This window comes from Oceanimonas doudoroffii (assembly GCF_002242685.1).
GTDB lineage: Bacteria > Pseudomonadota > Gammaproteobacteria > Enterobacterales > Aeromonadaceae > Oceanimonas > Oceanimonas doudoroffii.
In genome coordinates this window covers 1,895,173-1,912,431 of record NZ_NBIM01000001.1, presented here as the reverse complement: position 1 = coordinate 1,912,431, position 17,259 = coordinate 1,895,173, and the positions used below count along the sequence as shown (strand labels likewise).

General features: G+C 59.4%; 15 protein-coding genes. 12 read left to right on the top strand and 3 right to left on the bottom strand.

Going from position 1 to position 17,259, the window contains the following annotated elements; all coding sequences use genetic code 11:
* Positions 1–97 precede the first annotated feature (97 nt).
* Genes betC through betT form a run of 3 tightly spaced genes read left to right on the top strand, consistent with a single transcriptional unit; the run spans position 98 to position 5,358 of the window.
* Positions 98–1,630, top strand: a complete 1,533-nt coding sequence (gene betC, locus B6S08_RS08885; RefSeq protein ID WP_094200353.1) for a choline-sulfatase — start codon at positions 98–100, stop codon at positions 1,628–1,630.
* Entirely contained in the window at positions 1,627–3,264 is a 1,638-nt protein-coding gene (locus B6S08_RS08880) for a SulP family inorganic anion transporter (RefSeq protein ID WP_094200352.1), read from the top strand. The genes betC and B6S08_RS08880 overlap by 4 nt, the downstream gene beginning before the upstream one ends.
* Before the next feature lie 12 nt (positions 3,265–3,276).
* Complete coding sequence (gene betT, locus B6S08_RS08875) at positions 3,277–5,358, top strand: choline BCCT transporter BetT (RefSeq protein WP_094200351.1); 2,082 nt, start codon at positions 3,277–3,279, stop codon at positions 5,356–5,358.
* A 92-nt stretch (positions 5,359–5,450) separates the two neighbouring features.
* On the opposite strand, the gene B6S08_RS08870 is transcribed toward betT, so the two are convergent.
* The gene (locus B6S08_RS08870) at positions 5,451–6,857 is read right to left on the bottom strand and encodes a uracil-xanthine permease family protein (protein WP_094200350.1); all 1,407 of its coding nucleotides are present in this window, start codon (positions 6,855–6,857) and stop codon (positions 5,451–5,453) included.
* 261 nt (positions 6,858–7,118) lie between these two features.
* Here B6S08_RS08870 and B6S08_RS08865 point away from each other — a divergent pair, with 261 nt between their 5' ends.
* Positions 7,119–8,150: a sterol desaturase family protein gene (locus B6S08_RS08865; protein WP_094200349.1), complete on the top strand. Its 1,032-nt coding sequence runs from the start codon at positions 7,119–7,121 to the stop codon at positions 8,148–8,150.
* 25 nt (positions 8,151–8,175) lie between these two features.
* The gene (locus B6S08_RS08860) at positions 8,176–8,535 is read left to right on the top strand and encodes a YacL family protein (protein WP_094200348.1); all 360 of its coding nucleotides are present in this window, start codon (positions 8,176–8,178) and stop codon (positions 8,533–8,535) included.
* 84 nt (positions 8,536–8,619) lie between these two features.
* Here B6S08_RS08860 and arfB read toward each other — a convergent pair whose 3' ends face one another.
* Positions 8,620–9,036 (bottom strand): alternative ribosome rescue aminoacyl-tRNA hydrolase ArfB, encoded by a 417-nt coding sequence (gene arfB, locus B6S08_RS08855; protein ID WP_094200597.1) that lies wholly within the window; start codon positions 9,034–9,036, stop codon positions 8,620–8,622.
* Between the two features lie 177 nt (positions 9,037–9,213).
* Between arfB and B6S08_RS08850 the strand changes: the two genes are divergently transcribed.
* The 6 genes from B6S08_RS08850 to B6S08_RS08825 all read left to right on the top strand — a co-directional run bounded on the left by B6S08_RS08850 (position 9,214) and on the right by B6S08_RS08825 (position 15,778).
* A complete protein-coding gene (locus tag B6S08_RS08850) occupies positions 9,214–9,552 on the top strand; it encodes a P-II family nitrogen regulator (protein ID WP_094200347.1) in 339 nt (112 codons plus the stop codon).
* A 14-nt stretch (positions 9,553–9,566) separates the two neighbouring features.
* Positions 9,567–10,793 carry an ammonium transporter gene (locus B6S08_RS08845; protein WP_094200346.1) on the top strand — a complete coding sequence of 409 codons (1,227 nt, stop codon included), beginning with the start codon at positions 9,567–9,569 and terminating at the stop codon, positions 10,791–10,793.
* A 208-nt stretch (positions 10,794–11,001) separates the two neighbouring features.
* Complete coding sequence (locus tag B6S08_RS08840; RefSeq protein ID WP_094200345.1) at positions 11,002–12,018, top strand: Fe(3+) ABC transporter substrate-binding protein; 1,017 nt, start codon at positions 11,002–11,004, stop codon at positions 12,016–12,018.
* 35 nt (positions 12,019–12,053) lie between these two features.
* Entirely contained in the window at positions 12,054–13,676 is a 1,623-nt protein-coding gene (locus B6S08_RS08835; protein ID WP_094200344.1) for an ABC transporter permease, read from the top strand.
* On the top strand, positions 13,676–14,740 hold the full coding sequence (locus B6S08_RS08830) for an ABC transporter ATP-binding protein (protein WP_094200343.1): 1,065 nt from the start codon (positions 13,676–13,678) through the stop codon (positions 14,738–14,740). Before B6S08_RS08835 ends, B6S08_RS08830 begins: the two co-directional genes overlap by 1 nt.
* A gap of 123 nt (positions 14,741–14,863) precedes the next feature.
* Positions 14,864–15,778 (top strand): Dyp-type peroxidase, encoded by a 915-nt coding sequence (locus tag B6S08_RS08825; protein WP_094200342.1) that lies wholly within the window; start codon positions 14,864–14,866, stop codon positions 15,776–15,778.
* Positions 15,779–15,875: 97 nt separating this feature from the next.
* Here the strand turns inward: B6S08_RS08825 and argR are convergent, their stop codons facing one another.
* Entirely contained in the window at positions 15,876–16,376 is a 501-nt protein-coding gene (argR, locus tag B6S08_RS08820) for a transcriptional regulator ArgR (RefSeq protein ID WP_240919634.1), read from the bottom strand.
* Between the two features lie 133 nt (positions 16,377–16,509).
* Between argR and B6S08_RS08815 the strand changes: the two genes are divergently transcribed.
* On the top strand, positions 16,510–17,247 hold the full coding sequence (locus B6S08_RS08815; RefSeq protein ID WP_094200341.1) for an ATP-binding cassette domain-containing protein: 738 nt from the start codon (positions 16,510–16,512) through the stop codon (positions 17,245–17,247).
* Positions 17,248–17,259: the final 12 nt, after the last annotated feature.

Here is a 17,259-nt window from a genome sequence, read left to right as displayed (position 1 = left end):
CATAAAAATTTAACGAGTTTACAGCATGAGGGGTGACTGGGAGACTGGCTACAGTGCCGACGTCCGGCGATGTCAACGACTCAGGGAGAGCCCATTCATGACTGCCAAGCAGCCCAATATTCTGTTTCTTATGGCCGACCAAATGGCCACCTCGTCACTGCCCTTTTACGGTCACCCTTTGGTCAGAACACCCCATTTATCCCGCCTGGCGGACGAAGGAGTGGTGTTTGATTCGGCCTACTGCAACAGCCCGCTGTGCGCACCGTCCCGCTTTACCCTGATGTCTGGCCAGCTGCCATCGCGCATCGGTGGATATGACAACGCCGCCGACTTTCCCGCCGATATTCCCACTTTCGCTCATTACCTGCGGGATGCCGGCTACTTTACCGCGCTGTCCGGCAAGATGCATTTTTGTGGTCCGGATCAGTTGCACGGCTTTGAACAGCGGCTGACGACTGACATCTATCCGGCCGACTATGGCTGGTTCGTCAACTGGGAGGATTTTGAAACCCGCCCCAGCTATTACCACAACATGTCTTCGGTGACCCAGGCCGGCCCCTGCGTGCGTTCCAACCAGCTGGACTTCGATGATGAGGTCAGCTTTCGGGCTCGGCGCTTCCTGTATGACTACGCGCGCAATGGCGAGCCGCGGCCGTTCTGTCTGACGGTCTCGCTGACTCATCCCCACGACCCTTATACCATTCCGCAGCAGTACTGGGATCGTTACGATCACGACGAGATCGACATGCCCAAGGTGCCTTTCTCCCAAGCACTGGCGGATCCCCATTCCCGTCGTTTGCGTCATGTCTATCAGCTGGACGAGCGCACCCTTACCGACGCCCAGATCCGCAATGCGCGCCATGCCTACTACGGATCCATCAGTTATGTGGATGATCAAATTGGCTCTGTGCTCAGCGTATTGAAGGAAACCGGCCTGGATCAGGACACCATTATCGTGTTCTCCGGCGATCACGGCGACATGCTGGGCGAGCGCGGCCTCTGGTACAAGATGAGCTGGTTTGAAGGCTCGGCCCGGGTGCCGATGATTGTTCATGCCCCTGTCCGCTTTGCACCGAAGCGCGTCAGTGAGTCGGTCTCCACCATGGATCTGTTGCCCACCTTTGCCGAGCTGGCAAACAACAATGTGGCGCCTGAATACGCGGCCCCTCTGGATGGCCGCAGCCTGCTGCCGCATCTCAATGGAACCGGTGGCCACGACGAGGTGATTGGCGAGTATCTGGGGGAAGGGGCCATTGCCCCGCTGCTGATGATTCGCCGTGGCCGCTACAAGTTTGTGTATTCGGCGCCCGATCCGGAACAGTTGTTTGATCTGGAAGCGGATCCTCTGGAGCTTAATAACCTGGCTCAGGATTCGGCATATCAGGACCTTTGCCGCGAATTCCGCACCGAGATTGCCTCACGCTGGGACTACGATCGTCTGCATGGCGAAGTGATCGCGAGCCAGCGCCGACGCAGGCTGGTATCCAGGGCGCTGAGCACCGGCAAGGTGACCACCTGGGATCATCAGCCGCTGTTTGATGCCAGCACCCAATATATGCGCAATACCATTGATCTTGATGATCTGGAGCGGCGGGCGCGATTCCCGGTAGCTTCCGAACAGCACTCATGACGGCGGTACTGGGCAGGGCGCAGCGTTACCAGGCACTGTTGCAGTGCCTGGTGCCCTTTACCGGTTGGTTGCCGCAGCAAACCGCGCGTTCGCTGCGGGCGGATATGCTGGCCGGCCTGACCGGGGCCGTGCTGGTGGTGCCGCAAGGGGTGGCCTATGCCCTGCTGGCCGGACTGCCCCCGGAATACGGCCTGTATACCGCCATTATTCCAACCATACTGGCGGCCTTGTTCGGTTCGTCCCGGCAAATGGTCAGCGGACCAACGGCGGCCTTGTCGATTGCCTTGTTTGCCACCCTGCAGCCGGTTGTTGAGGCGGGGATGGGAGAGTTTGTTGCACTGGTGCTGACCCTGACCTTTCTGACCGGACTGTTCCAGTTAGTGCTGGGCCTGGCCCGGCTGGGGGCGCTGGTCAACCTGGTGTCGCATTCGGTGGTCACCGGCTTTACCGCCGGAGCCGCACTGATCATTGCCACCAGTCAGCTTTCCCATGCCCTGGGGCTGGGCCCGCTGGCTGGCAGCGGCTTTTTTGATACCTGGTCCAGGTTGTTTGCACGGCTTGAGGACATTCGGCCTGAAGCCGTGCTGGTGGCCGGGTTCACCCTGGTGGTCAGTCTGGCCTGTCGCCACTGGCTGCCCCGCTGGCCGGGCATGCTGCTGGCGCTGGCCGGGGCGTCTTTGCTGGCGTTCTGGCTCGATCCACAGGGCGTTGTGATTCAGCGCATTGCCGCCGTGCCGTCAGGCCTGCCCCCCTTTTCGATGCCGGATTTGTCCATGGATACCCTGCGCCTGCTGATCCCGGGAGCCATGGCCCTGGGACTGTTGGGGCTGGTGGAAGCATCGGCCATTTCTCGCGCCATGGCGCTTCGCTCCGGGCAGCGAACCAGCAGCAATCAGGAGTTTATTGGTCAGGGGCTGTCCAACCTGGGAGGCGCCTTCTTTTCGAGCTATGTCTCTTCGGGCTCTTTTACCCGCTCGGGACTCAATGCCAGTGCCGGGGCCCAATCACCACTGGCGGCGGTCATGGCCGCCCTGTTTCTGGCGCCCATGGTGCTGCTGGCGACGCCGTTACTGGATTATGTGCCTATGCCCGCCATGGCCGGCATGTTGCTGCTGGTCGCCGCCAACCTGGTCGATCGGCACAGTATTCGCGAAGCGCTGACGGTCAGCCGGTCGGAAACCACGGTGCTGCTGATCACTTTTGCCAGCACCCTGCTGCTGGCGCTGGAGTTTGCGATCTTTCTTGGCGTACTGGCTTCACTGGCACTCTATTTGCTTAAAACGACACGACCACCCGTGGTGCCCTGTTCCCTGTCTCAGGCCCCCGATGAAGTTCGTCTGGCGGTCGAGGAAGCGTCCTGCATGGTGGTGCGGATTGACGGCTCCCTGTTTTTCGGCGCCTGTGACTCGATTGCTCGTCGGCTGGAGGCGTATGAGCGTCCCAACCTGGTGATCCTGGCGGAAGGCATCAATTTTATCGATCTCAGTGGTATTCACCTGCTTCAGCAACAGGCAAGCCGTTGTCGAAGCAGGGGAGGAAGGTTGTATCTGGCAAGGGCCAAGGCCGATGTGCAGGCTCGCCTGCAACGGGCCGGTACTCTTGATCAGCAAAGGTTCACGGTAGTCACACTATGAGAGGGATTCTCTATGACACAGCAACATACAGGCAACGGGCAGGAAGGCCGCCTCAACCTGGCCGTCTTTCACGGCTCGGTGGCGGGAATACTGATATTTTTGATCTATACGATAGCCTATACCGAACATGCCAATGCGCTGTTTAACGCCGGTCTGGACTGGATTGGCCAGACCTTTGGCTGGTATTACATGCTGGTGATCACCTCCTACCTGGTCTTCGTGGGAGTGATTGGTGTCTCGCGCTTCGGCAAGATCCGCCTTGGACCGGATCACTCGCGACCGGAGTTTTCACTGTTGTCCTGGTCGGCCATGCTGTTTGCTGCCGGCATCGGTGGCGCCATTTTATTCTTCGTGGTGTCCGAGCCGCTGACCCATTACCTGACGCCCCCCGTCGGCGCCGGCGGCGATATCGACGCCCAGCGCCGGGCCATGGTGCAAACCTTTATGCACTGGGGCATTTCGGGCTGGGGAGTGTTTGTGGTGATGGGCATGGCACTGGCCTATTTCAGCTATCGCCATCGCCTTCCGCTGGCCATTCGCTCAACCCTGTATCCCCTGCTGGGAAAGCGCATCTACGGTCCGATTGGCAATGCCGTGGACATTGCTTCCGTCGTGGCGACCGTGTTCGGCATTGCCACCGCCCTCGGCATTGGTGTGATGCAGATGAATTACGGGCTGGCCTACCTGTTTGACGTGCCGGAAGGGCTGACCACCCAGACGCTGCTGATCCTGCTGGTGGTTATCCTGGCGACCCTGTCGGTGGTGAGCGGGGTCAACAAGGGCATTCGCCGGCTGTCGGAATTCAACCTGCTGATGGTGGCCGCCGTGGTGCTGTTTGTGCTGCTGCAGGGAGACACCCTGATGCTGCTCAATGCCCTGGTGATGAACACGGGAGATTATCTGACCGCCCTGGTTGGCAAGAGCTTTGATACCTATGCCTATCACCCCGACGCCAAGGGCTGGTTCAGTGGCTGGACCGTGTTTTTCTGGGGCTTCTGGATTGCCTGGGCTCCCTTTGTCGGCCTGTTTCTGGCGCGTATTTCCCGCGGCCGTACCATTCGCGAGTTTGTTGCCGGGGCTCTGTTCATTCCGCTTATCTTTGTGATGGTGATGATTTCCGTGCTGGGCAACAGCGGCATCAACATGGTGGAGCAGGGGCTGGTGGTGCTGGGCGAGCAGGCCATCAATATGCCCCAGGCAACCATCTATACCCTGCTGGAGCAGCTGCCCTGGGTTGGCCTCACCGCCAGTGTCGTGGTGCTGTTAAGCATCATTTTCTTTGTAACCTCGGCCGACTCCGGGGCACTGGTGCTGTCCAACTTCACCTATATACTGCGTGACGTCAATCATGATGCGCCGGTTCGGCTGCGTATCTTCTGGTCGGTGCTGATTGGCCTTATCACCATGGTGCTGTTGATGGCCGGCGGCTTCAGAACCCTGCAGAGTGCGGTGGTGATCACCGCCCTGCCATTCTCGGCAATCATCGTGCTGAGCATGATCGGTCTCTATCGTTCGTTAAGAATAGAAGCCGGCAAACTGGAGGCGCGCCAGCAGGTGGTGACCGGCAACGGTGCCGTGCTTGACTGGCGGGAGCGGCTCGATCGTACCCTGGATGGTGCCACCCATGATCGTGCAGACGCCACCATACGCCATGCGATTCGTCCGGCCATGACCGAGCTGGTGGAGGAGCTGACCCGGCGGGGCCAGCATGCCAGCCTGATTGAGCGGGAAACCGATGAAGAACGGCTGCCGTGTCCCATGTTGCGGGTGGATTTCGAGGGAGCCCCGAGCTTTATTTACGAGATCCATACGCGGCGTATGCAGCCACCGAGTTTTTTGCTGGCGGATGACGACTATTACCTTCGCCTTGATGTGCATCTGGCCGATGGTAGCGTAGGGCAGGATCTCAATGGTTACACCCGGCTGCAGGTGGCACACGATATACTGAATGAGTTTCAGCAACACCTGCACTTTCTGACCCAGGCCGGGGTAGAAGGTAACCTGGAACATATTCCCGATCACCAGGCGGACCGTGAGCAGGCCGTGGCCAGCGGCAAGGTAGGCTGCCTGGAAACATCGAAAGCCTATTCCTGAGTGATAACGCCGCAGACAAAAACGGGCGGCCAGTCTGACTGGCCGCCCGTTTTTTATGTTTGAGGACGGTGCCGGCCTCGGGCGATCGTGGGTCAGCCGGCCTGCTCGGCGTGCGCGGCCTCGGTGGCCTCATCGGCTTGCGGCTTGTTCATCGGCATGATGATGTTCATCACGATGGCGGTGATGCCGCCGGCGGAGATGCCGGATGCAAACACGTTCTTAATGATGTCGGGCATAAACTGCAGAATGTCCGGTCGCTGGGAAATGCCCAGGCCCATGCCAAAGGAAATGGCGATGATGAACAGGGCGCGGCGATCCAGTGTTTCCCGGGACAGAATGCGCACGCCGGCGGCGGCGATGGAGCCGAACATCACCAGGGTGGCGCCCCCCAGTACCGGCTCGGGAATGCGCTGCACCAGGGTGCTGATGGCCGGGAACAGGCCCATGATCACCAGAATGGCGGCCACAAAGAAGCCCACGTGGCGGCTGGCCACGCCGGTCATCTGGATCACGCCGTTGTTCTGGCTGAAGGTGGACACCGGAAAGGTGTTGAAGATGGAGGCCAGCGAGGAGTTCACACCGTCACCCAGTACGCAGCCCTTGAGCCGGCGCATGTACACCGGACCGGATACCGGCTCGCCGGACACTTCAGAGGTGGCGGTGGTGTCGCCAATGGCTTCCAGTGAGGTGATCACATAGACCAGCACCAGCGGAATAAACAGGGAAGCGTCAAATCCCAGGCCGTATTGCATGGGAATGGGCAGGGCCACGGTGGGCAGACTGTCCGACAGCGGCGCCAGCTTGCCCATCTGCCAGGCCAGCAGGGTGCCGGCGACCATGGCCACCAGAATGGAGGACAGGCGAACATAGGGGTTGCGGCTGCGGTTCATCAGAATAATGATGCCGAGCACGGTACCCGCCAGCGCCAGGTTCTCCAGGGAGCCGAACTCGCCGGCTTCCATGGCACCAAAGCCGCCGCCGATGGAGGTCAGGCCCAGCTGGATCAGGGTCAGGCCGATCAGGGTTACGATAATGCCACTGACCAGGGGGGAGATGATGCGTCGGGCCAGATGCAGAAAGCGGGAGATGATCATCTCGGTGGGGGCGGCCAGCAGGGCGGTGCCGAAAATGGCCGCCAGCATGGCTTCGGTGGTAACGCCACCGTCCTTCATGGCCAGGCCGCTGGCGATGATGGGGCCGAGAAAGTTAAAGCTGGTGCCCTGAATCGACAGCAGGCCGGTACCGATGGGGCCGAACCGCTTCATCTGAATAAAGGAAGCTACACCGGTAATAAACAGCGACATGCTGATGATGTGGGCGGTGTCGGCGGCGGGAATGCCCAGGGCCTGGCAGATGATCAGCGGCGGCGTGATCACCGCCACAAACAGGGCCAGCAGGTGCTGAACGGCGGCAAACAGGGACTGCCAAAAGGGCGGCTTGTCATGAAGCCGGTATACCAGTTCGCTCTGGTTTGAAGGTTGCTGCGTGTGATTAGACATATTTTTTCCGGTGTGTTGCAACTGGGTTGTCATTGTTATGGTTATGCTGGCGGCCGAACCGCCGAAGGGCGCATAGAATACTGGATATGGGATAAAACGGCCAGTAATTGAACGCATGTTTTGTGTGTAATGTGTACAGTTTCTGTATGGAATGCATTCACTTGACTCAAAAATCAGTCTTTTGGGACAGAATGGTATTGAGACTGACTTTCTTTTAAAATTCCGTCCCCTTTGGCGATTCGAACGAGCAATCAAGACAACATGGAACCGATTTCGGCGCTGGCCGACGTCCTTCACAGCGAGATCTGGCTGCCCCTCTGGCGGCGTTTTGCCGGCCTGTTCGATCTGAATGGCCGCTTGGGCGTGGTGTTTCTCGCCATTTCCTTTACCGTGGCCTTCCTGCTGTACCGGCGGCGAGGCGCCGTGGGCAGCTTTGGCCAGTTTCTCGGTGGCCGGCGGGTCTGGCTGCATCGCTCCGCCCTGATCGATTACCAGTACTATTTTCTGCGGGTATTGCTGCACGCGGCCCTGGTCGTGCCGGTGCTGGCCTGGCTGGATCCTTATCTGCTGCGCTCGGGGGATGTCAGTGCCCGGTTAACACAGTGGTGGGGTGAGCGTCCCTGGCAGGGGGAAAGCACCGCGCTGATGCTGGCCTATGGCCTGGGCGCCTTTCTGGTGTCGGACTTTGTGCATTACTGGGTGCACAGGGCCTTTCATGGTCGCTGGTTGTGGGAGTTTCACAAGGTGCATCATTCCGCCACCGTGATGGTGCCGCCCACCGCCAGCCGCATTCATATTGTGGAGAAGCTGATTGAAAAACTGTGTAAGGGCACGGCGCTGGCGCTGTTTGCCGGGCTGTTTTTCTATTTCAGCGGCGGCCAGGTAAGCAAGTACACCCTGTTTGGTGTCAGCTATATGGTGCTGTTGTTCAATTCGCTGGCGGCCAACCTGCGCCACAGCCATGTGTGGCTGTCGTTTGGCCCCGTGGTGGAGCATGTGCTCAACAGTCCGGCCCAGCATCAGATCCATCACAGCAAAGATCCAAAGCACTTCAGCCTGAACTATGGCACCAACCTGTCGATCTGGGACTGGATGTTCGGCACCCTGTATGTGACCACCTCAACGCCGGAGCCGCTTGAGTTTGGGGTGGGGGAAAAAGACAACCTGCGTTACCAGCGCATGACAACCCTGATTCTACGACCATTCTGGGTGACCGGGGGCAAGCTGTGGCGGGCCCTGACCGAGTGCTGGCCGCGGGCTCTTGTGAGAAGCGGAAGGCGGCGGCTAGAATAGCGCCTTTTTCGCCGGGAGAGCGGCCATGGAATTCGACTTTTTACGTGATCTGGACGGCCGCTGCCGGGCCCGGTGTGACATGGGCCATGAGGCCTTTGGCCAGTGGCTGACCGACGAGGTGGATGCCGCCGAAGCCACGCGGCTGCTGGACGCCATCGCCGGGCTGGATGCGCGTCAGCAGGACGAGCTTCGCCGGGAATACGCCGAATTCACCCTGGCCCTGGGCGACGGCGAGGCCGAGCTTATCGGCCACGGCCTGGCCTTTGACGGCGGCGAGCTGGAAGAGGGCATGAGCTATTATGACGACGCCCACTACGCCGGCTGCGGCCTGGACGATCTGGCCCGGCTGCTGACCCAGTGGCGGGAGTTTATTCAGAGCCGGTGAGGGGTGATAAACACAGCGACTGGGTCTGATATCGGACCTGTATTTCTCCTTACGTCTTACCCCCTTACGGCCACAGGCGACAGCCTAGAACTTTACCTTTCCGCGAGAGCTTTTGATCTTGCCCCTGTGGGTCTTGCTGTCGGTGCGTTTGGCCTTTGCCGCCCTGCTGGGCTTGGTGGGGCGGCGCACCTTGACCGGCTTGCCGGCTTTTTGCAGCAGGGCCACCAAGGCCTCCCTGGCCGCTTCCCGATTCATCAATTGACTGCGTTCGCTTTCCACCCTGATTAATATCCAGCCGCTGGGCAGCACGCGGTGATCCCGCATTTTCGCCAGCGCCTCCTTGTAACCCTCAGGCAGGCTGGGGCTGCTGGCGTAGTCAAAGCGCAGTTGCACCGCGGAGTCGGTCTTGTTGACGTGTTGACCTCCGGGGCCACCGGCACGAGTGGTAATAAACTCCAGTTCCCGTTCCGGAATGCTTACTCGGGCGGAAATTTCCAGCATGTAACTTTCCTTTGCACTGTTTTGGTGCGCGCTGTCGGATGGATGCACCAGCATAACATGATGCTCATTGCACCATCCAAGGGAATGATTTTAAGTTATTGATTTTAATGGTTTAAAAAATTGGCACGAAGCTTGTAAAGAACAGGGGGACTTTCTTTTCTGCGCGAGGAGCCCCCCATGAAAATGATTTGCGCCATTATCAAACCCTTCAAGCTCGACGATGTGCGTTCGGCCCTGTCCAGCCTGGGTATAGATGGTATGACGGTCAGTGAAGTCAAAGGATTTGGCCGCCAGAAGGGGCACACCGAGTTGTATCGGGGTGCCGAATACCAGGTGGATTTTCTGCCCAAGATCAAGCTGGAGATCGCCGCCCAGAGTGAAGACGTGGAGCGGGTGATCGAGACCATTACCGAGGCTGCCGGAACCGGCAAAATCGGAGACGGCAAGATCTTCGTATTTGACCTGCTGCAAACGGTACGTATTCGTACCGGTGAGCGGGACGTGGAAGCCATTTAAGGGAGAACAATGTCATGGATGCATTAACCGAAGTGAAATTTGCCCTCGACACCTTTTACTTTTTGATGTCGGGCGTGCTGGTAATGTGGATGGCTGCCGGCTTTGCCATGCTGGAAGCCGGCCTGGTTAGAGCCAAGAACACCACCGAAATTCTGACCAAGAACATTTTGCTGTTTGCCATCGCCTGCACCATGTACCTGCTGGTGGGTTACCACATCATGTATGTGGATAATGCCGAAGGCGGCTGGTTGCCGAGCCTGGGCAGCCTGATTGGCAGCCCCAGTGCCGATGCGGATCACTCCCTGGAGTCCGATTTCTTCTTCCAGGTGGTATTCGTGGCTACCGCCATGTCCGTGGTATCCGGTGCCGTGGCCGAACGTATGAAGCTGTGGGCTTTCCTGGGCTTCTCCGTGGTGCTGACCGGCTTTATCTATCCGCTGGAAGGCTATTGGACCTGGGGCGGTGGTTTCCTGTCCGAGCTGGGCTTCAGTGACTTCGCCGGCTCCGGCATTGTGCACATGACCGGTGCCGCCGCGGCCCTGGCCGGTGTGCTGCTGCTGGGGGCTCGTAAGGGCAAATATGGCAAAAACGGCGCCATTCACCCGATTCCCGGCTCCAACATGCCGCTGGCGACCCTGGGTACCTTTATTCTGTGGATGGGCTGGTTCGGCTTTAACGGCGGCTCTCAGTTGCTGCTGTCGGATGTGGAAAACGCCACTGCCGTATCCAAAATCTTCGTTAACACCAACGCCGCCGCTGCCACCGGTGCCATTGGCGCACTGCTGGTCACCAAAATCACCTGGGGCAAGGCAGATCTGACCATGATTCTCAACGGTGCCCTGGCCGGTCTGGTGGCGATTACTGCCGACCCGCTGTCACCGAGCCACCTGTGGTCTGCCGCCATTGGTCTGCTGGCCGGCGTGTTGGTGGTGTACTCCATCGTGGCCCTGGACAAACTGCGCATCGATGATCCTGTGGGTGCCATTTCGGTACACGGTGTGTGCGGCATTCTGGGCCTGCTGCTGGTACCGGTGGCCAACACCGATGCCACCTTCTTTGCCCAGCTGGTCGGCATCCTGGTTATTGGCTGCTGGGTATTCGGTGCCAGCCTGCTGGTGTGGTACCTGCTCAAGCGCACCATGGGTATTCGTGTGGGTGAGGAAGAAGAGATGTCGGGCATGGACCAGATAGACTGCGGCATCGACGCCTATCCCGAGTTCGTTACCCTCAAGCCGCGCTGATTGCCGGCCCAGTAACACGCTTACGTCACGAGGCCGCCGGGTCTTGTTTTGAGGAGCCTTGTGCTCCTCTTTTTTTGATCCGCCTCAAAACACCGAAGTGAAGATAACAATTTTTATTATTTGAGTGTTCGCCGGTGGTTGATTCCCTCTTGGAGCCCGGTATACTGCTGAACGTTAATTATTCTCAGTCAACCAATGGAACCGGATAATGACCAGACCGTTTTTCCTCACCGCCGCCGCTGCCCTGCTGGCTTCCAGCTTCACCGCCCAGGCTGCAGCCGAAGAAGTCAACGTCTACTCCAACCGTCAGGAATTCCTGATCAAGCCCATGCTCGACACCTTTACCAAGGAAACCGGTATCGATGTGAACGTGGTCTTTATCAAGGACGGCATGGGTGAACGTCTGGAGCGGGAAGGTCGTCTTTCTCCGGCCGATCTGGTGCTGACCGTGGACGTCAGCCGCCTGATGGACGTGGTGGACAAGGATCTGACCCAGCCGGTGCAAAGCGACGTGCTGGAACAAAACATTCCGGCCCAATATCGCGATGCCGACGGCAAGTGGTTCGCGGTAACCACCCGCGCCCGTGCCATTTACAGCTCGGTTGACCGGGTGGGCAAGCGTGACGACATTACCTATGAAGAGCTGGCGGATCCCAAGTACAAGGGCAAGATCTGTACCCGCAGCGGCAAGCATCCCTACAACGTGGCGCTGACCGCCTCCATGATTGCCGAGCACGGCAGCGAGTACACCAAAAACTGGCTGCAGGGCCTGAAAGATAACCTGGCGCGCAAGCCCCAGGGCGGCGACCGGGATCAGATCAAGGCCATTCGTGACGGCGTGTGTGACTATGCCCTGGGCAACAGCTACTACTACGGCGTGATGCTGACCAACGACGATCAGCGTGAAGCGGCCGAGTCCGTCTACATCAACTTCCCCAATCAGGGCGATCGTGGCACCCACGTCAATATCTCCGCCGTGGCCATGACTCAGCATGCCAAGAACAAGGATGCGGCCCTCAAGCTGATGGAGTTCCTGGCCGGCGACGAAGCCCAGCACCTGTATGCGTCCGCCAACCACGAATATCCGGTCAAGCCGGGCGTGGATCCGTCCGACCTGGTGAAGGCCTGGGGTGACTTCAAGTCCGATACCCTGCCGCTGACCGACGTGGCCAAACACGCCCAGGAAGCGATCAAGCTGGTAGACGAAGTGAAATACGATCTGTAAAAAGACGGGGGCCTGTCCCCCGTTTTGAGTTGTACATGAAAAGATATGGTTGGACGGTCAGCAGCTGGGGCATCGCCCTGGTGCTGACCTTGCCGATTCTGGCACTGATAGTCGAAGCCCTGTTGCCCGCAGAAGACATCTTCCGTCATCTGTGGGCTTCTGTGCTTCCGGCCTACATTGGCAACACCTTCTGGCTGGTGTCGCTGGTGATGGGCTTGAGCCTGCTGTTTGGCCTGCCCGCCGCCTGGCTGATGGCCATGTGCGAGCTGCCCGGACGCCGCTGGTTGCAGTGGGCACTGATATTACCCCTGGCCATGCCGTCCTACATTGTCGCCTTTGTCTATACGGACTTGCTCGACTATTCCGGCCCGGTGCAGCTGGCGCTGCGCGACTGGTTCGGCTGGCAGTCTGCCGGCGACTACTATTTTCCTCCCATTCGTAGTCTCGGGGGCGCCGCCCTGGTGCTGGGACTGGTGCTCTACCCCTACGTCTACCTGCTCGGGCGCACCGCCTTTCTGGAACAGTCCACCAGCCTAATTCAGTCCAGCCGGCTGCTGGGCTGCACGCCCTGGCAAAGCTTTTGCCGGGTCAGCCTCCCCCTGGCCCGTCCCGCCATTGCGGTGGGGCTGTCACTGGTGGCGATGGAAACCCTGGCCGAGTTCGGCACCGTCAATTTCTTTGCGGTCAACACCCTGACCACGGCGGTGTACGACACCTGGCTTGGCTATGGCAGCCTGCAGGCGGCGGCCAAGATCTCCGCCATCATGCTACTGGTGGTGATGGTGCTGCTGAGCCTGGAGCGCATGAGCCGCAAGCGCCAGCAGGTGTTTCAAAAGAGCATGGGCCACGAGCAGGAGGCCGGCTACCGGCTCACCGGCGGCCGAAAATGGGCGGCGCTGGCGTTCTGCTGGGGCCTGGTCGGTCTCGGCTTCCTGCTGCCTTTTGTCATTCTGTGCTACCACGCGGTGCGCTATTTCGATCAGGCCTGGAATGCCCGCTTCTTTGAATACAGCCTTAACAGCCTGGTGCTGTCGGCGGTGGTGGCGGTGCTGGGGCTGGCCATTGCCCTGCTGCTGGGCATGACCCACCGGCTCAAGGGCAAGCGTCATACCGTGCTGCCGTTGCGGCTGGCGGCCATGGGCTATGCCCTGCCCGGCACCGTGCTGGCCATTGGGGTGCTGGTGCCGCTGACTATGATGGACTTTGCCATCAACGATCTGGCGCTGTGGCTGAGCTTGCCCGAGCCTGGCCTGCTGCTGACCGGTACCATGACCGCCATCGCCTTTGGCTATTTGGTGCGTTTTGGTGCCATGGCCATCGGGGCGGTGGAAAGCAGCCTGAACAAGGTGTCGCCATCCCTCGATATGGTGACCCAGACCATGGGCTATGGCCCGGCGGCCATGATTCGTCGAGTGCACCTGCCGCTGATTCGCAAGGGCATGCTGGCCGGGGCCCTGCTGGTGTTCATTGAATGCATGAAGGAACTGCCGGCGGCGCTGCTGCTGCGGCCGTTCAACTTTCAGACCCTGGCCACCTATGTGTATCAGTTTGTTTCCGACGAGCAACTGGAGCTGGGGGCGCTGCCCGCCATCGTGATTGTGCTGGTGGGGCTGATACCTCTGATTTTTCTAAACCGTTCACTGGAGCAACATCACTGATGGCGGCACTCACGATTGACGACATTTGTTGCAGTTACAACGGCAAGGCGGTGCTGGATGGCCTGTCGCTGCGGGTAGAAAGCAATGAAATCATGTGCCTGCTGGGTGCCAGCGGCTGCGGCAAGACCACCCTGCTGAAGGCGGTGGCCGGGTTGCTGCCGGTGTCTGGCGGGGACATTTGCATCAACAGCCGCAAGGTCAACGGCAACGGCGCGGCGGTGGTGCCGGAAGAGCGCAATATCGGCATGATTTTTCAGGATTATGCCCTGTTTCCCCACCTCAACGTGGCGCAAAACGTGGCCTTTGGCCTGCAGAGCAAGGAAAGCAACAAGGCGGTGATTCGGACGCGGGTCGACGAGGTGCTGGAGCTGGTCAACCTGGCCGGCCTGGGCGAGCGCTATCCGCACCAGCTTTCCGGTGGCCAGCAGCAGCGAGTGGCCATTGCCCGGGCGCTGATCTGCCGGCCCCAGCTGATGTTGCTGGACGAGCCTTTTTCCAATATTGATACTCAGGTTCGCATGCGCCTGATCAGTGAAATTCGCAGCCTGCTCAAGGAGCAGGGCATCAGCGCCATCTTTGTGACCCACAGCAAGGAAGAGGCCTTTGCCTTTGCCGACAAGCTGGCGCTGTTTCGCCAGGGCCACATCGAACAGGTGGGCCGGCCGCAAACCCTGTATCAGCATCCGCAGACCCCCTTTGTGGCCGACTTTCTCGGTCAGAGCAACTATGTGCCGGCCACGGTGCACGACAGCCACAGCCTGCAGACTCCCCTGGGCCGGATTGCCAGCCTGGCGGCCATTAGTGCCGAGCCCGGCAGTGAAGGTCGGCTGTTGCTGCGACCGCGTCAGCTGCTGCTGAGCGAAGCGGAGCAGGGCAATGGCCGGGTGCTGGAGCAGCAGTTTCTCGGTGCCCATACCCGCTGTCTGGTGGAATGCCAGGGGTTGACCCTGGAGGTGAGCATCAACGAGCCGCTGCCGGCAGTGGCCAATGTGCAGGTGACCGTGGCACCCCATGCCCTGACCTTTTTTCCCGACGAAGCCGAGCGCCGGCGGGAAGTGGCGTGAGGCGGGCAACATCCAGGTTGGAATGAGTCCTGCTTAATTCCAGCCTGCCTTGATCATCCCCCATCCCCAGTGTCACTGTTTGCCGTTATACTGACCTCTTTTGAAGCAATGGAAGAGCAAAGAATGACAGCACAAGCCGGCATTTGCGCCGAACCCAATCTTCACGCCCATTACCTGTTTTTCAATATTTTACCCGGCCATCAGTCCGAGGTAAGAAACAAGCTCAAGGCCGTGCCCGCGTTGTGGCGGGAGCTGGCCGATACTTATTCGAATGCCGCCTTTTCCGGCCTGGTGGCCATCGGTCACCAGGCCTGGGACGAGCTGTATCCACGGCAGCGCCCCGCCGAGCTGCGTGCCTTTCCGGCCCAGGGAGAAGGCGAACGCGCGGCGCCGGAAACGCCCTTTGATCTGTTCTTTCAGCTGCGTGCCGATCGCCTCGACGTGGCCTATATCGCGGTGCAGAAGGTGATGGCGCTGCTGGCAGGAATGGTGGAGCTCAAGGACGAGCGCCAGGGCTTTCGTTACCTGGATAGCCGCGACATGACCGGCTTTGTGGACGGCACCGAAAACCCGCAAGGCGAAGACAGGGCAACCGTTGCCCTGGTGGCCGAGGGGCCCTTTGCCGGCGGCAGCTATGTGCATGTACAGCGCTACCATCACCGCATGGCCCGCTGGCAAAAGCTGGCGCTGAAGACGCAGGAAGACATTTATGGCCGCACCAAGGCCGATAACATCGAGTATGCTGCAGCCGACAAACCGATGACCGCCCATACCCGGCGTACCAGCCTGAAGGACACCAACGGCAACAGCATGGAAATTCTGCGCCAGAGCATGCCCTGGGGCAGTGCCACCGAGCAGGGACTGGTGTTTATTTCCTGCTGCCGTACGCCACTACACTTTACCCGCATGCTGGAGAGCATGTACCGGCGTGACGAGCAGGGGAATTTTGATCATTTAACACTGTTTACCCGGGCGGAAACCGGCGCCGCGTTTTTCGCGCCATCGGAAAACTGGCTGTTATCGCAGGGGGATGCGTAACCCCGAGTGAAAAGGGAGGGGAGAGGAGTGAGGGGGACTGCGCACTGGCGCTCAGGGCGCCTCACCCCTTACTCTTCACCCCTCTTGGTGCGTTCGCTTACACGTATTGTTCGAACAGCTCCAGTACGCTCTGGTACAGCTCTTCGATGGGGGTTTCCTTGGTGGGGGTAATAAAGATGGTGTCATCGCCGGCAATGGTGCCGAGAATGCCTTCGGCCCGGCCAAGGGAGTCGAGCATGCGGGCGATGAGCTGGGCCGCCCCCGGGCTGGTATGAATGACAATCAGCGCGCTGTTGTGACCCACGTCCAGCACCAGGTTCTTGAGCTGGCTGCTGCTGGTGGGCACGCCCAGTTCGACCGGCAGGCAATACACCATTTCCATCTTGGCATTGCGGGTACGCACGGCGCCGAATTTGCTCAGCATGCGTGACACCTTGGACTGGTTGATGTTTTCAAACCCCAGCTCCTGCAGGGCATTAACGATTTCCGCCTGGGAGCCAAAGCGTTCCTCTTTAAGCAACGCCTTGAATGCCTTGACCAGTTGTTCCTGTTTTTCGTTCATTTTTTGCAGCCGACCGAGCGTGAGTGAATGGGGCATATTGTCTATCCGTTATGGGGTTTTATCAAGGAATAGTCATTTATCTTGCATAAAGATGCAGATTTAGCTTGCATTAACAATAATGCAAAATAAAATCAGCCAAAGACTCTGACAGATGAAGTGAACATAGCGCATGGGCATAGAATTCAGCGGCATAAGCAAGTCCTGGGCCGGGCAGGAAATTTTAAGCCAGGTTTCGCTGCAATGCGACGCCGGAGAGACATTAGTGCTACTTGGGCCCAGTGGCGCAGGAAAAAGTTCTTTGCTCAGGCTGATGAACCTGCTGGATGTGCCGGATGCCGGCACCCTGGCCATGGCCGGTGAGCAATTCAGCTTTCCCGCCGACGACAACGGCCGTCTGGCAAGACGGGCGCAGGAGTTGCGCCGCAAGGTGGGCATGGTGTTTCAGCAATACCATCTGTGGCCCCATCTGACCGTGGAGCAAAACTTGCTGGAAGCCCCGCTCAAGGTGCTGGGCATGAACAAGGCCGAGGCCAGAGACAAGGCCGCCGGCCTGTTGGCTCAGCTCAAGCTGGCCGACAAGCGTCAGGCCTGGCCCGGTGCCTTGTCCGGTGGCCAGCAGCAGCGGGTGGCCATCGCCCGGGCACTGATGATGAACCCCGAGGTGTTGTTGTTTGACGAACCCACGGCGGCGCTGGATCCGGAGATCACCAAGGAGGTGGCGGAGATCATTTTACAACTGGGCAAAACCGGTATTACCCAGGTGATCGTTACCCACGAAGTCGGCTTTGCCCGCCGAGTGGCGACCAAGGTCGCCTATCTGGAGCAGGGCAAGCTGGTGGAATACGGCGACGCTGCTTTGCTTGACCATCCCCAGACCAAGCGTCTGGCGGAATTTCTGACTCATTGATAAGGACATACC

What these genes read in the sequence shown, in the direction of transcription:
- betC (WP_094200353.1), top strand. Translation starts at nt 98, where the DNA reads ATGACTGCCAAGCAGCCCAATATTCTGTTTCTTATGGCCGACCAAATG.
- B6S08_RS08880 (WP_094200352.1), top strand. Translation starts at nt 1,627, where the DNA reads ATGACGGCGGTACTGGGCAGGGCGCAGCGTTACCAGGCACTGTTGCAG.
- betT (WP_094200351.1), top strand. Translation starts at nt 3,277, where the DNA reads ATGACACAGCAACATACAGGCAACGGGCAGGAAGGCCGCCTCAACCTG.
- B6S08_RS08870 (WP_094200350.1), bottom strand. Translation starts at nt 6,857, where the DNA reads ATGTCTAATCACACGCAGCAACCTTCAAACCAGAGCGAACTGGTATAC.
- B6S08_RS08865 (WP_094200349.1), top strand. Translation starts at nt 7,119, where the DNA reads ATGGAACCGATTTCGGCGCTGGCCGACGTCCTTCACAGCGAGATCTGG.
- B6S08_RS08860 (WP_094200348.1), top strand. Translation starts at nt 8,176, where the DNA reads ATGGAATTCGACTTTTTACGTGATCTGGACGGCCGCTGCCGGGCCCGG.
- arfB (WP_094200597.1), bottom strand. Translation starts at nt 9,036, where the DNA reads ATGCTGGAAATTTCCGCCCGAGTAAGCATTCCGGAACGGGAACTGGAG.
- B6S08_RS08850 (WP_094200347.1), top strand. Translation starts at nt 9,214, where the DNA reads ATGAAAATGATTTGCGCCATTATCAAACCCTTCAAGCTCGACGATGTG.
- B6S08_RS08845 (WP_094200346.1), top strand. Translation starts at nt 9,567, where the DNA reads ATGGATGCATTAACCGAAGTGAAATTTGCCCTCGACACCTTTTACTTT.
- B6S08_RS08840 (WP_094200345.1), top strand. Translation starts at nt 11,002, where the DNA reads ATGACCAGACCGTTTTTCCTCACCGCCGCCGCTGCCCTGCTGGCTTCC.
- B6S08_RS08835 (WP_094200344.1), top strand. Translation starts at nt 12,054, where the DNA reads ATGAAAAGATATGGTTGGACGGTCAGCAGCTGGGGCATCGCCCTGGTG.
- B6S08_RS08830 (WP_094200343.1), top strand. Translation starts at nt 13,676, where the DNA reads ATGGCGGCACTCACGATTGACGACATTTGTTGCAGTTACAACGGCAAG.
- B6S08_RS08825 (WP_094200342.1), top strand. Translation starts at nt 14,864, where the DNA reads ATGACAGCACAAGCCGGCATTTGCGCCGAACCCAATCTTCACGCCCAT.
- argR (WP_240919634.1), bottom strand. Translation starts at nt 16,376, where the DNA reads ATGCCCCATTCACTCACGCTCGGTCGGCTGCAAAAAATGAACGAAAAA.
- B6S08_RS08815 (WP_094200341.1), top strand. Translation starts at nt 16,510, where the DNA reads ATGGGCATAGAATTCAGCGGCATAAGCAAGTCCTGGGCCGGGCAGGAA.